At 71.6% G+C, this 15,034-nt stretch carries 10 protein-coding genes and 2 pseudogenes; 7 read left to right on the plus strand and 5 right to left on the minus strand.

Annotated elements, in window-relative coordinates; all coding sequences use genetic code 11:
* Nucleotides 1-113 precede the first annotated feature (113 nt).
* Both AB0I68_RS30560 and AB0I68_RS30565 read right to left on the minus strand, forming a co-directional pair.
* Nucleotides 114-614, minus strand: coding sequence for a universal stress protein (locus AB0I68_RS30560; protein ID WP_363180598.1), 501 nt, complete (start codon nt 612-614; stop codon nt 114-116).
* Between the two features lie 5 nt (nt 615-619).
* Nucleotides 620-1,876, minus strand: a complete 1,257-nt coding sequence (locus AB0I68_RS30565) for an SLC13 family permease (protein ID WP_363180664.1) — start codon at nt 1,874-1,876, stop codon at nt 620-622.
* Between the two features lie 848 nt (nt 1,877-2,724).
* Between AB0I68_RS30565 and AB0I68_RS30570 the strand changes: the two genes are divergently transcribed.
* On the plus strand, nt 2,725-3,990 hold the full coding sequence (locus AB0I68_RS30570; RefSeq protein WP_363180599.1) for a hypothetical protein: 1,266 nt from the start codon (nt 2,725-2,727) through the stop codon (nt 3,988-3,990).
* Here AB0I68_RS30570 and AB0I68_RS30575 read toward each other — a convergent pair.
* Complete coding sequence (locus tag AB0I68_RS30575; protein ID WP_363180600.1) at nt 3,927-4,424, minus strand: DUF2397 family protein; 498 nt, start codon at nt 4,422-4,424, stop codon at nt 3,927-3,929. The two genes, AB0I68_RS30570 and AB0I68_RS30575, sit on opposite strands and share 64 nt — an antisense overlap.
* 22 nt (nt 4,425-4,446) lie before the next feature.
* Between AB0I68_RS30575 and AB0I68_RS30580 the strand changes: the two genes are divergently transcribed.
* A complete protein-coding gene (locus tag AB0I68_RS30580; RefSeq protein ID WP_363180601.1) occupies nt 4,447-5,790 on the plus strand; it encodes an endonuclease domain-containing protein in 1,344 nt (447 codons plus the stop codon).
* A 291-nt stretch (nt 5,791-6,081) separates the two neighbouring features.
* Nucleotides 6,082-6,531 carry a hypothetical protein gene (locus AB0I68_RS30585; RefSeq protein ID WP_363180602.1) on the plus strand — a complete coding sequence of 150 codons (450 nt, stop codon included), beginning with the start codon at nt 6,082-6,084 and terminating at the stop codon, nt 6,529-6,531.
* 4 nt (nt 6,532-6,535) lie between these two features.
* On the opposite strand, the gene AB0I68_RS30590 is transcribed toward AB0I68_RS30585, so the two are convergent.
* Both AB0I68_RS30590 and AB0I68_RS30595 read right to left on the minus strand, forming a co-directional pair.
* Complete coding sequence (locus AB0I68_RS30590; RefSeq protein ID WP_363180604.1) at nt 6,536-6,691, minus strand: hypothetical protein; 156 nt, start codon at nt 6,689-6,691, stop codon at nt 6,536-6,538.
* 591 nt (nt 6,692-7,282) lie between these two features.
* Nucleotides 7,283-7,513: pseudogene (locus AB0I68_RS30595) on the minus strand (DUF6177 family protein); the annotation flags it as partial.
* 217 nt (nt 7,514-7,730) lie between these two features.
* Here AB0I68_RS30595 and AB0I68_RS30600 point away from each other — a divergent pair.
* From AB0I68_RS30600 to eccCa, 4 genes and pseudogenes are all read left to right on the plus strand, one after another.
* Nucleotides 7,731-7,967: pseudogene (locus AB0I68_RS30600) on the plus strand (hypothetical protein); the annotation flags it as partial.
* 200 nt (nt 7,968-8,167) lie between these two features.
* Nucleotides 8,168-9,523: a type VII secretion integral membrane protein EccD gene (gene eccD, locus AB0I68_RS30605; protein WP_363180605.1), complete on the plus strand. Its 1,356-nt coding sequence runs from the start codon at nt 8,168-8,170 to the stop codon at nt 9,521-9,523.
* 56 nt (nt 9,524-9,579) lie between these two features.
* Nucleotides 9,580-11,049, plus strand: coding sequence for a hypothetical protein (locus AB0I68_RS30610; RefSeq protein WP_363180606.1), 1,470 nt, complete (start codon nt 9,580-9,582; stop codon nt 11,047-11,049).
* Between the two features lie 2 nt (nt 11,050-11,051).
* Entirely contained in the window at nt 11,052-15,026 is a 3,975-nt protein-coding gene (eccCa, locus tag AB0I68_RS30615; RefSeq protein ID WP_363180607.1) for a type VII secretion protein EccCa, read from the plus strand.
* The last annotated feature ends 8 nt before the right edge of the window (nt 15,027-15,034 follow it).

Consider the following 15,034-nt stretch of genomic DNA (forward strand, 5'->3'; position numbering starts at 1 on the left):
AATGCGGTGGGGGCACCTCCCAGCGGTAGCTGGGGGATATTGGCGACCGACGACAACGCGGCAAGGCGCGGTGCCAGGCGGCCCGGGCCCGGCCAGGATCCGCCGGACACCCCCTAACGGTGGAGCGGAGGGTGCGGTGGCGGTGGCGGGATGGTGGCCGTGCCGGGTGCGGCCTCCGGCCAGACGAGCAGCACGGGGCAGGGGGCGTGGTCGACGATGAACCGGCTGGCGGGGCCGAGGCTGCGGGGGCCGAGGTGGGTGCGGTCGCCGTCACGGGCGAGGATGAGCAGGTCGGCTCCTTCTGCGGCGGCCACGACTTCGCGTTCGACGCGGCCCGAGCGTTCTCGCCGGGTGCACGGGCGCCCCAGCCGCTCGGCCGCGCCGGCCAGGAGCTGTTCGCCCGCCGCGGCGGCCAGGTGCTCCACCCGCGTGCCGGGGTCGCGGTCGGGGCGTGCGCGGCCCAGCAGCCCGGCGTAGGCGCCGTGCGCGGCGCCCGGCACCTCGGGCCCGGTGACGTGCAGCAGCACCAGTTCGGCGTCCGCAGGTGTGTGGGTGCGCGCGGCGTCGACGCAGGCGGGCCAGGTGCCCTCCACGATCCAGACGATGACGGTCACCGTGTTCAGCCTCCGATCGTTTGGAGTGACGCCCACAGTGCCACCACCGAGAGCAGGAGTGCGGTGGGCACGGCGAACAGACCGAGCCGGGTGAACTCGCCCAGCTTCACGTCGGTGTCGTGTTCGTGCACGATGCGCCGCCACAGCAGGGTGGCCAGGGAGCCGGCGTAGGTGAGGTTCGGGCCGATGTTCACACCGAGGAGCACGGCCAGGACGGCGCCGGGGCCGGTGGGGGCGGCCAGCGGCAGCAGCACCAGGACGGCGGGCAGGTTGTTGATGACGTTCGCCAGTACGGCCGCCAGTGCCGCGACGGCGAGGAGGGCCGCCAGACCGGTGCCGGCAGGAACCACGCGGTCCAGGGCGTCCGCGAGGCCGTTGTCGACCACCGCCCGGACCACGATGCCCAGCGCCAGCACGAAGGCGCAGAACGGCAGGGCCGCGGCCCGCACGATCGTCGTGGGGGTGGTGCGGCGCTGGGCCAGGGCGCGGGCCGCCAAGGCGGCCGCGCCCGCAGCCGCCGCCCAGGCCGGGTTGATGCCGAGCGCCGAGGTCAGCACGAAGCCCGCCAGGGTGCCGGCCACCGTGAGCAGTGCGAACAGCGGCAGTTCGCGCTGCTCGGAGGCGGGCGGGGCCTCGGCGCCCGCGTCCAGGTCGGTGGCGAAGAAGCGGCGGATCACCACGTACTCGGCCCCGATCGCGGCCAGCCAGGGCAGCGCCATCAACGCGGCGAAGCGGGTGAAGGTCAGGCCGCTGGCGGTGAACGCCAGCAGGTTGGTCAGGTTGGAGACCGGCAGCAGCAGCGAGGCGGTGTTCGACAGGTGGGTGCAGGCGTAGACGTGCGGCTTGGCGCGAGCGCCCAGCCGTGCGGCGGTGGCGAACACCACCGGCGTCAGCAGCACCACCGTGGCGTCCAGACTGAGCACCGCGGTGATCAGCGAGGCCGTCACGAAGACGAGGACCAGCAGGCGGCGGGGGCGGCCGGCCGCCCGGCCTGCCATCCAGGCGCCGCAGGCATGGAACAGGCCCTCGTCGTCGCACAGCTGGGCCAGGACCAGGACGGCCGCGAGGAAGCCGATCACCGGGCCCAGCCGGGCGGCCTCGGCCGCCGCGTGGTCGAGCGAGATCGCGCCGGTGGCGATGACCACCCCGGCGGCCGGAACGGCCACGACCGCCTCCGGCCAGCCCCACGGCCGGATCACCGCGCAGGCCAGCACCGCCAGGAGCAGGACGACGGACAGTACTTCTGCGAGTGAGGCGTTCAGGGTCGGAGCCTTTCCGGACGGAGTCCTGGCACGAGAGGAGTTCGTTGTACACCTTCGCGCACCCCTGCGCGCGTACGGTCGCGACGTCATCCACGGGGGTGCCTGTGGTGTTCGGGTGGGGCCGGAGCCCAGCCGTTGCCACAGGCCGATCTCTTCGGGCTGAGCGGGCCCTCGGGCCGGTGGATGCGGACGGGCTCGGGCCGGAGCAGCAGGTCGTCGTCCACGGCCGACTGCCCGGTCTCGCCGAGGGCCCGGCGTTTCGGGCGCGGCCTCCTTGGACTCGTGGGCCGGCGCGAGCCCCTTCCCCGGCTCGGGCCGGACCGCGATGCGCGTGCTCTCCGCTCACGGGTGATCTTGTGGCTCTCCGCCTGGAGGAGGGCGAGGCCTTGAGCCGGCTCGCCGGCTCCTGGCGGCCCCTCGACGTCCTGGCGTAACCGATTCTCACCGGCGGCTCGGTGCGCGGTGCGGGCACGACGGCGAGCGAGGAACTCCGCTTTCACGCGACCGGGTTTCCGACCGGCGGGCAGCGGCACTTCGGGTTCCTCGCGCAGCGCGGACACGAAGACGAGGCGGGGGTACGAGGACGCGGCGCGGCGTGTGGCGGCGTGTGGCACTACGCGGCGGTCCTCCCACCGCGCGTGCGGCAGGCGCTGCAGCCAGAGGTGAACGGATCGTGGAGATCGTATGAATACGGCCAACCTGACGTCCGTCGGCACGCGCGTAGACCTCACGTGAGCCGGGGCTTCCGGTGCGTCCGACCGCCAGGCGTAATGGCTGAAAGTTAAACTAATGAGCGGCGGGCGCACTACGTTTGCGGCGGTTGCTGTTCCACCGAGAGGAAACCCCTCATGACCGCCGCCGACAGCGCGCCCAGGACGGCCTGCATCCTCACCGGCTACCGCCCCGAGGACGGCTTCATGGCCGTTGAACTGAATCCGCCCCCCGCCGAGTACGTCTGGCACGACGAGGACGCCGAGCAGCAGGAGGAGCGGTACGGCCCGGGAGTGGGATACCACCAGTGGCTGGCGGTCGACGCAGGCAGCGGCGCGGTCTGGTTCGGCGACGTCGACTGGCGGGCTTCGCGCGAGCACCTCGACAGCCGGCTCCCCGGCATCCCGCGCAGGACGCTCGGCGACCGGACGCTCCCGGCCCCCGGAGTTCTGGTGCAGCTGCTGACCCACCTGGCCCACGACGAACAGAGCGGCTACTCCTGGCGCTTCTTCACCGCCAAAGAGTTGTATGCGCTCGCGCTGAACATACTGCCCGCCGTGCAGCGGCTCGTGGACTCGATGCACCGGACCGGGCCGGAGGGCGAACTGGAGTGGTCGGCCGAGGCCGCCACCGCCTGGGACGACATCGAGCAGGCCACCACCCCCGCCTTCGCCCCCTCCGGAGCGGTCGTCTGGCCCAGGCTTGGGATGACCCCGGCCCCCGCCTGGCGCGTCGAGGTCAGCGCGTTCCTCGCGGCGAACCCCGACCTGTGCGACCCGTCCTGGGGCGTGGCCACCAACGCGGAACTGGACGCTTACGCCGACTACCGGCCCGTCTCGGGCTACGGCGGTGTACCGGGGCGGTTGTGCCGCGCCGCCGACCGGCAGATCGAGGACGGTTACACCTTCTACGGCCACCGCGCCGCCCTCTACGCCTACCGCGCGCAGGCGTGCGGCGACCGTACTCCGACGGAGGCCCGCATCTGGCTGGAGACCACAGAGGCCGGCAGGAGCACGTGGGAGGCGGCCAAACCCCTCGGAGCCACTCTCGCCGATGCGCCGGACTGCGTGCTGGCGGCCGTGGCCGAAGGTTTCCAGAACGCCGCACACGAGGAGGCGCTGGTCCTGACGGGCCTGTCCGCCTACCTGCGGCAGTTGCGCGCCGATGAGCGGGCCGCCGTCGACCGACAACTCGTCCGCGAAGGCGAGGAGGTCGAACGGCTTGAAACCATGCTCAAGGACTTCCGCGCCGCGCGGAACCGCACGGTGACGCGGATCCTGGCCTGGGGCGACGGGCGCGACGACGTGGAGATCGCCCGCTTGGCCTCCATGCCCCACGACTACGTCAGCGGCTGGCGGGCCCGCCTGACCGACGAACAGACCACGGCGACGCCCGGACCGTGATGCCGCGTGCCGCGAGGCTGCCAGCAGGAGGAGGGCACGCAGCCACGTGACGATGTCGTGCAGGCGACGGCCTGCAGCGCACCCCGCCCCAACGCTTCGTCATACGCGGCCGGAGCCTGCTCGGCGGCCTCTCCCTCCCGCGTGAGTTCGTAGATGAAGCGCTTGCGGTAGAAGCCCTCGACGGCCGTGACCCGCCCGGTGTCCGGGTCGGCCGGGTTCCCCCACTCGACCAGTTCGGCCTGACGGGAAGTTGGGGGCATTGCTGTAACTCGTCCGAGCGGTCTCGGTGTTGGTGGTGGTCCTGCAGGTCTCCTGCAGTGTCCTTCGAGGATCTGCCGGTGACGCTGTCCTGCCACTTTGGCTCGCCGCGGGACTCTGTTGCTCAATTCGTGCGGGCCCGGGCCGACCGAGGCGCTTGAGACCCGTTGCCGCATTGCAGGCCGTTAGCCTGTCGGTATGTCAGAGCATGTCACTCCCGGTTGCACGGACGGCCTGATCACCCTGGTGGCCGCGGACGCTCTGTGGGCCGATTTGACGGCCGACAGCGCTGTGCCGACGGCTTCTGGGGCGTTCACCTGCTCTCCTGCCCGTGCCCAGGTGACGTACGTCCTGCTCGGCGGCCATGTGGTGGCGACGGTAAGGGCGAGCGGCGGTCAGTGGAGTGTTCCGGAGGTTGAGGTGCGCCGGGCGGCCGCGGAACTGAACGCGGTGGGGATGGATCGGCAGGACCTGGTCCGCATCGGTCCGTTTCGTGGGGCGCCGAGGCAGGAGTGCAACGAGGAAGCGCCGCTGCGTTGGCGCCAGCGCATCGCGGGGGAACTGCAGGAGCTGGGCGGCCCCGAGCGGGCAGCACGACGTGAAGTCGGCCGGCCGTACCATCTGGCGGGGATCGACTGGCAACAGATACTCGTGGAGCAGACCCGCGACGGGACGCAGCGGACGTGGTGGCTGCCGCGCGCTGTGGTCAGGCTGCTGGACGCGGCCGAGCACGCCGAAACGCAGTGGGTGCAAGCCGCGCGGACCCGCCAGGCAAGCGCAGCCGTCACCGAGCCGCCCTCCCACCCCCGGCAGGCCCGAGACGCCGGCGGCCGGCAGACGCCGAGCCCCGAGGGCCCCACCGCCTCACTGCGTCCGTACAACAAAGAGCTGGAAGGCCAGCTGTATTCGGTGCTCAGCAGGAAGCCCGGTACCTCCCGCAGGGTGGCTGGGTGGGCGTGCGCCGTCTGCCGCACTGCGCCCGCCACCGTGCTCGATCACTGCCACGAACACGGCTACGTCCGCGCGCCCGTCTGCCAGTCCTGCAACACACAGGAACGCCCCGACCACCTGTACAGCAACGACATCCGCGTGGCGAACCGCTACACACGCCTCTTCCACACCGACACCGACGACTGGCTCCGCCACTGGCACCGCTGCCCCGGCTGCCGCGCACGCACCACTCTGCCTCTGCCGCACCTCGCCGCATGGACCGCCCACATAGCCTGCCGATCGCTGCGCCCGACCCACCGCGCCCCTCGCGGACGCAAGCCCTGCGGTGTCCTGCGCGTGTCCTGGACGGGCAGTCAGAACGCGCCCCGTTCCTGCCTGCTCACTGTCGCCGTCGACTTCTGCCCCTCCGGCGAGCACCGTGTCCTGGCGCGAGTCCCCTACCGCGAAGCCGCCGATCGGTTTCGTGCCTGGTTGGCAGAGACGGCCCCTGCCGTGGCCGCCGCGGCCGGTCCTGACCGCCTGGACGGCCTCCCTGCCCAGTTCCGGCCGGTCATCGCGGACACCAGCGGCGAGGACCTAGAACTGTTTTGAGCGGGCACCGGGAGACCTGACACCCCACCGTCACCTCGCAGCTGCCAGCTCCCGACACGTTCACCCCCGCACGCCCGGCGAAATGCGCGGCAGAGCCCCGCGGCGCAGTCTGCGTCACAAGATCGGCGCGCTGGTGGTGCGCTGCTGGTTGCTGAATCTGCCGAGGACGCCTACCGGCTGGGCGCCCTTGATCGCTTCCTCAAGCCATGGGTCCGGGGCAGACTGCACTCACTGGCCGGTCTGCTCGACAGTTGCGACACCTGACATCAGCTGGCCGAGGACACAAGAGCCTTGGCTCAGACGGCCGCTGAGTACTCGGAGCTGCGGGACCAACTCTTTTCCCTTCACCACACGCGCCCGGAGCCACCATGGCGGATCGCGGGACAGAAGACGATGGCGATCCGGGCGCAGTCCGGAGTACTGCTGCGACAGCCGACGTTCGTCCTGCGGCGCCTGGATGCCGGCTCGGACGTCCCCGGCGCAGCAACCTGGGACTTTACGGTGATCGCTCATCCGTCCGACTCGGCAGACGAGGGCACGTCGTTCGTCGTCATGGTGTCGACCGGCGACCACACCGGTGGAGTACCCGTTCAGGTGTCCAAGGAGCTTGAGAGCGAACGAGCGTGGTACCAGCAACTGGAGTACGGCTTCCATGCCCTGGGAATCACGCCGTTTCTCACCGCGATCTACGACCCTGATCGTCACCGGAAGCGGGCGACCGATGACGGCTACGGCGGCTGACCTGTCAGGCGTCGCAAATGCGCGGAGTCTGCCATGTTGTCCGGCCCGAGACCACGGCATCCCCGTGGTCATCGGGCCGGACGTAGCGGCCCGCGGTCTTCTGACGCCGGGCCGCCAGGGCCGCGGCCGTGCGCGGGTCGGGGATGGTGGCGGTGTTCATGCGCCGTCCTGTTCGGGGTCGGCTGTACTCGCACTCCTCGTCAGTGCCCGCGTCAGCGAGGTCGGCGGCGCGGAAGGCGCTGGACCACACACGGTGGAAGCAGTCCCGAGGTTTGCGCAGGTCCCAGGGCGAGGGCGTCGTCGAGGAGGCCGAGGCCGGCCAGGGCGTGTCACTCGTCCTCCGTACCGATTCCAGAACATGACAGACGCGCCGGACATGGTCGGTAAACAAGCCTGGGACGTGCTGGTCACAGTCCCAGACGGACATCACGGGCCAGTGCTGTACTCGCTCACCCAGAACCTCCTGCCGAGCATCTCCTCCATGTGTGGCTCGACGAGGCTGTACCTCGGCCTCTGCACCGGCCAGCCACGGCATGACTTCGGTCACGCCGCCCTTCGTGCTGAACAGTGGGCAACAGCTCGGCCGGGGAGGGGGCTTTCTGTGCATGCCAGACCGTCAGGAAATGCGCCCGGGGTGCGTCAAACGTGCGTCACGTACGTCAGATTTGCGTCAAGATATCGCCCATAACGCACCTGCCGCACATAACGCACACCCGCCAAAACTGCAGGTCAGTGGCCCTTTTCGGCAGGCTCAAGGATCGCCACGCACTCCATGTGGTGCGTCCCTGGGAACAGGTGAAGGAATACAAAAGAAGTGCGCCCACCCCGCCAGGTCCGACGGATCCCCGGGCAACGGGTAGTAATACGCAGACCGCGCCTTCGCCCGCAGGATGACCGGCGGCTCGGACAACGGCGTACGCCGCGCACGGTCATCCGGCATCGCCCGCACATCCTCCGCGCCGAGCACGAACGCCAGCGTCACTGTTGCCTCGCCGCGGCGTCGGCGCGAACTCGGGTCGCCTGTAGCGGCCAGGCGGCGGGAGGCTCTGCTGACCTGGGGCCATTCCGGTTGCGTTTGATAGTTTGAGGTCGGCTCCTGGGGTCTCACGGCTTGCAGGTGCTGACCCCATGCATGTGCTTGGAGTGGCTGCATGCTCTATGTTGCACAGGCAAAACACGGGGGAGATGACGGACGACGGATGGCACGTGACTATGACAGTCAGCTGCTGGAGTCGGTGGCGGTACGCCGCCGCAGGATGAGGGATGCGCTGCTGTTCGGTGCGCAGCGGGCGCGGCGCACGGCGGACGAGCGGCTCGGGAAGATGTTCGCGGGCATCGCCATCGCGGCCGTTCTGTGTGCGGGTTGTGTCGGGTGGTCCTTCATCCACACGACGCTGGCGAAGCAGAAGGCTGATCAGCAGAAACAGCAACAACAGCAGGGCCAGGTGCAGCCCTACCCGCAGCCGCCGAAGCCGTCCGATCCGGCCAAGGCGCCGGGCCCGTCCGCGTCGGCGCAGTCCGAGAAGCCGTCGAAATCGACGTCGCAGCCCTCGCACGTGACGAAGTCGCCCAAGCCGACCAAGTCGTAGAAGCACGGCCCGAAACGTCATAACGCCGCGATGATAGGTTCCCGCAAGTGGTGAGCACAGCAACGACTTCCCGGGCGCAACTGAGCCGGGTGACTCTGGTCGGCGAGCGTCGCCGGGCCGACATGGTCCTCCCCTCGGACACGCCGATCGGGCAACTACTTCCGGACATCCTGCTGTTGCTCGACGACCGGGCCGCCTCGCGCCCGATGACGCGTCAGCTGATGACGTCCGACGGTTCCGCGCTGCCGCACGACAGCACGCTGGACTCGGCCGGGATAGCAGACGGAGCCGTCCTGCGGCTCGTCAGGACCCACGCGGCGCCGCCCGCACCCGTCGTCCACGACGTCACCGACCTGGTGGCCGACGACCTCGATCTCCAGACCTGGCGCTGGCGTCCCGCCGCCCGCAGGGGCAGCGCCGGCGTCGCGACCGTCTCCTTCGCCGTGACCGCCGCGCTGCTCGCCCGGCGCGAGTTCTCCCTCGAGGCCCTGGCCGGGGCCCTGCTGCCCGTCACGCTCGTACTGCTCGCTGTCGGTGCGCTCGTCGCCCGGATCGGACGGGGCAACCGGGGCCTGGCCACCGCGCTGCTGCTGGCCTCCGGCGGGCTGGGCATCCTCACCGCGTGGACAGCCGCCGACGCCCATCAGTGGTCGGGGATCGTGCGGCTCGCCGCCGTCGCGGGCTCCCTGGTCCTGACGCTGGTCATGCTCGGCTACTTCTCTCCCCTCGGCCGCGGCGGGCTCATCGGCGCCGTGGCCGTCGCCGCCGTCACCGCCGTGTGGGAGGCCGTCGCCGCGCTCCAGGGTGAACCGGCGCGGCTAGGCGCCGTCATGGCCCTGGTCTCCGTGGTGCTGCTCGGAGTGCTGCCGCGGCTGGCCCTGATGGCCTCGGGGCTCACCGCGCTCGACGACCGCCGCTCGGGCGGAGCCTCGGTCAGCCGTCACGAGGTCGCCAACGCCCTCGCCGCCACGCACCGTGGCCTCGCTCTCGCGACCATCGCGACCGCGATCTCAGCCGCCGCCGCGGGCTGGTTGCTCACCCTGACCGGGGAGCCCAGCGTGTGGACCGTTGCACTGCCATCGCTCGTCGCCGTCGTCATGCTGTCGCGTGCGCGGGCCTTCCCGCTGGTCGCCGAGGTCGTCGCGCTGCTCGCCGCGGCGGGCGTCCTCGTCGTACGTCTCGTCGTCCTGTGGATCCAGCACGACGGGGGCGCTGCCGCGCTGGCCGTGCTGTGCGGGGCCGCCCTGCTGCCGCTGCTCGCGCTCGCGGTGCAGCCGCCCGAGCACGTGCAGGTCCGGCTGCGGCGTACGGCGGACCTCGTCGAGTCTGTCGGCATGGTGGGGCTCTTCCCGCTGGCGGTCGGGGTGTTCGGCGTGTACGGGCAGCTGCTCAACAAGTTCTGAGTCAAGGCGCAGGCCGGGCGCTCCGGGCGGGGCAGCAGGTCGGAAGAAGAGGGGCAATGGCAGAGACGCCGAACGCGGACAACTGGCAGGGCGATGTCCTGCGGGACCTGAGGGCTACCGCCCACCCCCCGGCGCAGCCTGCCGAGGGGCCCGGCCAGGAGGAGGGCCTCGCCCGGGGCGCGTCGGCGCCCGGCGGCCGGGACACCGCCGCCCGGGCCTCCGGCCCCGGGAACCCGTACGCACCGCAACCCGGCCCAGGGGGACAGCAGGCCCCCGCTTCCGGCCCGCCCCCGGGGTACCCGCAGCCCGGCGTCGGCGGGGCCCATGCCGGTGCCGGTGCCGGTGCCGGTGGTCACGGCTACCCGTCCCCGGCGCAGCAGGGCCATGCCCCTGGCCAGAGCGGTCCGCATCCCGGTCCCGGGCAGCAGACGCAGGCTCCCGGCCAGGGTGACCCCGGCGCCGAGGCGTACGGCTACCCGTCCCCCGGTCAGCAGGCGGCGGCCCCGCAGCCCGGCCCCGGGCACCAGGCCCCCCAGGCCCCGCATCCCCGGGCCCAGAAGCCGCACCCCCAGACCCCGCACCTCGAGCCCCACTCCACCCGGACCCCCGATTCCCGTCCCGCGGTGGACCACAAGGTCGCCGCCGCCGCCCGCAAGGGCCTCCGCCGCGGCGAACCCTTCACGGCCCGTGCCGCCCGCACGCTCTGGCGAACCGTTTCCTCATCCGCGTCCCGCGAGGTCGCCGAGGCCACCCGCACCGCGGAACTGCTCCAGCAGCCCGTCACGACCGGCCGCCAGATAGCCGTCACCTCCATCCGTGGCGGCGCGGGCAAGTCCACCGTCGCGGCCCTGCTCGGCACCACGTACGCCCACTACCGCCAGGACCCCGTCCTCTTCGTGGAGGCCGACCCGGCCCTCGGCTCGCTGCCGATCCGGCTCGGTGCCGAGATGCTGCGCTGGACCACCGGCGACGTCGCCGACATCGTCGAGCCGCATATGTCGCTCCTCGACGTCACCGGCTACCTCGTCCAGCTCCGTGACAACGCCTGGCTGCTGCCCGGCAGTCAGGGCCAGATCGGCGCCATGCTCGACACCCGCTCCTACGAGCGGGCCATGGTCGCGTTGCGCCGCTACTTCGGCGTGACTGTCGTCGACTGCGAGACTCTGCCCGCTGAAGTCGCCCGCGTCGCGCTCTCCGCCTCCCAGGCCCGCGTCCTGGCCACCCCCGCCACCCTCGACGGCGTCGCCAGCACCCATGCGGTGCTCCAGTGGATGCAGGGCCTGCCCCCGCACCTGATCGCCGGCACGGTCGTCGTCCTCACCGAGCAGTCGCCCCACCCGGGCCTCGACCTCGAGGAGGCGGCCACCGCCCTGCGGTCCACCGGCACGAGCGTGCACGTGCTCCCGTATGACCGCCACCTGGCGGGCGGCGGCGTCATCCGCACCGACCTGCTCGCCCACTCCACGAGGACGACGGCCGCCCGGCTCGCCGCGGACGTCTTCCAGCTCTCCCAGAAGCGCCATTGACGATGAGTACCCGACTGATCCACCGTCCTGCCCGGACGGTCATGCCCCCGGCCGCCACCGAAGCACGGACCATCGAGGCCCCGCCCAACCTCCCCGAGGGGAAGGCGGGCAACATCGCCATGTCGCTGCTGCCCGTGGCCGGTGTCATGTCGTCCGTCGTGATGATGACCGTGGTCCGCAACAGCCAGTTCGCAGCCCTCGGCGCGCTCATCCTCGTCGTCACCGTCATCGGCTCCCTCACGCTCGTCTTCTCCCAGCGCGGCAAAGCCCAGCGCACCCGCCGCACCCAGCGCGAGGCCTACCTCGCCTACTTGGAGGATCTGCGCGAGGAACTCGCCGCCGAGGAACGCGAACGGGGCGAGCGCGCCGGTGTGCTCAACCCGCCGCCGTACGCCCTGTACGACATCGTGCGCGACCCGGCCCGGCTGTGGGAGCGGCGTCGGGCCGACGGCGACTTCCTGCGGGTGCGCGTCGGCACCGGCGAGATGCCCGTACGCGATCTGAAGATCGGTCAGCAGGGCTCCTCCGTGCTGACCCCGCCGGACCGCTTCATGCTCAACGAGGCGTCGGCGCTGACCGCCCGCTTCCGTACCGGCACCGAGCTCCCGCTGACCGTGCCGCTCGACCGTGTCGGCAACATCAGCGTCGTCGGCCCCCGCGAGGACTGCCTGCGCGTCGCCCGCGCCCTGCTCGTGCAGACCGCCGCCCTCCACGCCCCCGACGACGTGGCCATCGCGCTGGCCGTGCCCGGCGAGCGGCTCGCCGACTGGGACTGGGCCAAGTGGATGCCGCACCTGCTCGATACCGAGCAGCTCGACGGGCCCGTCGCCGCCCGCCGGATCGCCCCCTCCGCGGCCCAGCTCGCTCGCAGGCTCGGGCCCGAACTGCGCCGCCGCGCCTCCTACGCGGCCGAGGTGCGCCGCGGACTGTCCGGCAAGGACGCCCTGTCCATGACGTCCCGGCTGCTCGTCGTCTCCGACGGGCACGGCGAGGACGCCGTCGAACTGCCCCGCCCCGACGAGGCAGTGGGCCTGCGCGACATGGGCGTCACCGTCCTGCACCTGCTCGAACAGCGCGTCCAGGAGCCCGGCCACGTCGGCGTACGGATCACCGTCGACAGCGACCAGGTGCTCATCGAGGACCTGCGCGAGCCCGACCCGATCAGCGCCCACGGCACGGTCGACGAGGTCGGCATCCCCTTCGCCGAGGGCCTCGCCCGGATGCTCGCCCCGCTGCGGCTGTCCACCGAGTCCCTCATCGACGCCCCGCTGTCCGGGCCCGTCGACTTCGCCGACCTGCTGGGCATCGACGACGTGGCCCGCCTCGACCTGCCGAGCCTGTGGGCGCCACGGGGTGAACGTGCCTTCCTGCGCGTCCCAATCGGCATCAGCGACTCCCGCGAGCCGGTCCTGCTCGACCTGAAGGAGTCCTCCGAGCTCGGCATGGGCCCGCACGGCCTGTGCGTCGGCGCCACCGGTTCCGGTAAGTCCGAGCTGCTGCGCACCCTCGTGCTCGCTCTGGTGGCGACGCACCCGCCGGAGGACCTCTCGCTGGTCCTCGTCGACTACAAGGGCGGTGCGACCTTCGCTCCGTTCGCGGCCCTGCCGCACGTCGCCGGAGTCATCACCAACCTGGAGAATCAGGCCGGTCTCGTCGAGCGCGTCCACGCCTCCCTCGCGGGCGAGGTCAAGCGCCGCCAACAGGTCCTCAAGGACGCCGGCAACATCGCCGACATCGGCGACTACGCGGCGCTGCGCGCCGACCGGCGGCCCGACCTGGAGCCGCTGCCCCACCTGTTCGTCGTCATCGACGAGTTCGGCGAGCTCCTCACCGCCAAGCCCGACTTCATCGACCTGTTCCTGTCGATCGGGCGAATCGGCCGCTCCATCGGCGTGCACCTGCTGCTGTCCAGCCAGCGCATCGAGGGCGGCAAGCTGAAGGGCCTGGACACCTACCTCTCCTACCGGCTGGGCCTGCGCACCTTCTCCGCCGACGAGTCCCGCACCGTCCTCGACACCACGGACGCCTTCCACCTCCCGCCGCTGCCCGGCTTCGGCTACCTCAAGGTCGACACCAGCCACTACGAGCGCTTCAAGGCGAGTTACGTCTCCGGCGCGTACCGGGGCCCGGTCCAGCGCGCCGAGGACGAGGTCAGCGGACCGCTCGCCCTGGAGTACGAGGCCTTCAACACCCTGTCCAAGCCTGACGGTCAGACCCCTCAGGAGATGACCGCACGGCGCCGCGAGACCGGGCCGACCGAGCTGGGCGTCATCGTCGGGCAGCTGGAGCACGCCGCGGCGCCGGTTCGCCGGATCTGGCTGCCGCCGCTGCCCGATGCGATCCCACTCGACACCGTCGCCGGCCCGCTCGACGTCGGCCCGCGCGGAATGCAGCTGTCCGGGCGGCGCGGGCGGCTGATGGTGCCGCTGGGCCTGCTCGACGACCCGACGAAGCAGTGGCAGGGCGAGTGGTACCTCGACCTCACCGTGGCAGGCGGCCACGTCGCCGTCATCGGCGGACCACAGTCGGGCAAGACGACCCTGCTCCGCACCCTCGTTCTCTCGCTCGCGCTGACCCACACCCCGCAGGAAGTGGGCGTCTACGGTCTCGACCTGGTCGGCGGCGGCCTCCAGGCCCTGGCCGGGCTGCCGCACGTCGGCGGAATCGCCGGCCGTGCGGACCGCGAGCGCGCAGCCCGCACGGTGGAAGAAGTACGGAACACGCTCGCCGCCCGCGAAGCGCTCTTCCGCGACCACGGCATCGACTCCGTCGAGCAGCTGCGCACCCTGCACGCGGCGGGCAGGCTGCCCCAGCTCGCCTCCGCCGAGATCCTCCTCGTGATCGACGGCTTCGGCGCGCTGCGTGACGACTTCGAGGAACTCGACGACGCCATCGTCGACATCGTCAAGCGCGGCAGCGGATACGGCATCCACGTGGTCGCGGCCATGCTCCGCTGGAACGACGTCCGCATCGCCACCCAGTCGAACTTCGGCACCCGGGTGGAACTGCGCCTCAACGACCCCGGTGAGTCCAGCATCGAGCGCAAGCTCGCCGAGACCCTGTCGGCCGACGAGCCGGGGCGTGTCCTGACCGACGGCAAACTGTTCGCGCAGGTCGCCCTGCCCCGAACGGACGGGCTGGCCGACACCTCCGAGCTCGGCGCAGTTCTGAAACATACGGCCCGGACGGTGCGCGCCACGTGGAGCGGGGAGAGCGCCCAGCCGGTCCGCGTGCTGCCGCACGTCCTGGAGCCGCACCTGCTGGCCGGGCCGGCCACCGAGCCCAAGCGGGTGCCGATCGGCCTGGACCAGGCGGCGCTGGCGCCCGTACTGCTCGACCTGTTCGAACATGACCAGCACCTGCTGGTCATGGGCGACAGCGAGTGCGGAAAGACGAATCTGCTGAAGACGATCGCCGGCGGACTCATCGAGCGGTACGGCGAGGACGAGCTGGTCTTCGCCATCATGGACCCGCGGCGCAGCCTGCGCGGCGCGATCCCGGAGGAGTTCAACGGCGGCTACGCCTACAACGCCAGGATGTGCGCGGGACTGGCCGCGGGCATCGCCACCGAGCTGGAGCGGCGGCTGCCCGACGACAGCGCCGCCCTGGAGGACCTGGAGCCCGGAAGCTGGGGAGGCGGACCGCGGATCGTGGTCCTCGTCGACGACTACGACGTGCTCACCACCGCCGGGCAGTCGCCGCTCGCGCCGTTCGTCCCGTACATCCCGTCGGCGGTCGACATCGGCCTGCACTTCGTCCTGACCCGCCGCGTCGCCGGCGCCTCGCGCGGTATGTACGAGCCCCTGGTGCAGGGGTTGCGGGAGTCCGGGGCATCGGCCGTGCTGATGGCGGGCGACCGCAGCGAAGGACAGCTGTTCCCCGGCGTGTACGCCTCCCAACAGCCGGCCGGGCGTGGCGTGTTCATCCGAAGGGGCCAGCCGAACCGCCTGATCCAGACCGTCTACACCCCTGAGTAACGACACCG

The sequence above is a fragment of the Streptomyces sp. NPDC050448 genome (assembly GCF_040655295.1).
Classification (GTDB): domain Bacteria; phylum Actinomycetota; class Actinomycetes; order Streptomycetales; family Streptomycetaceae; genus Streptomyces.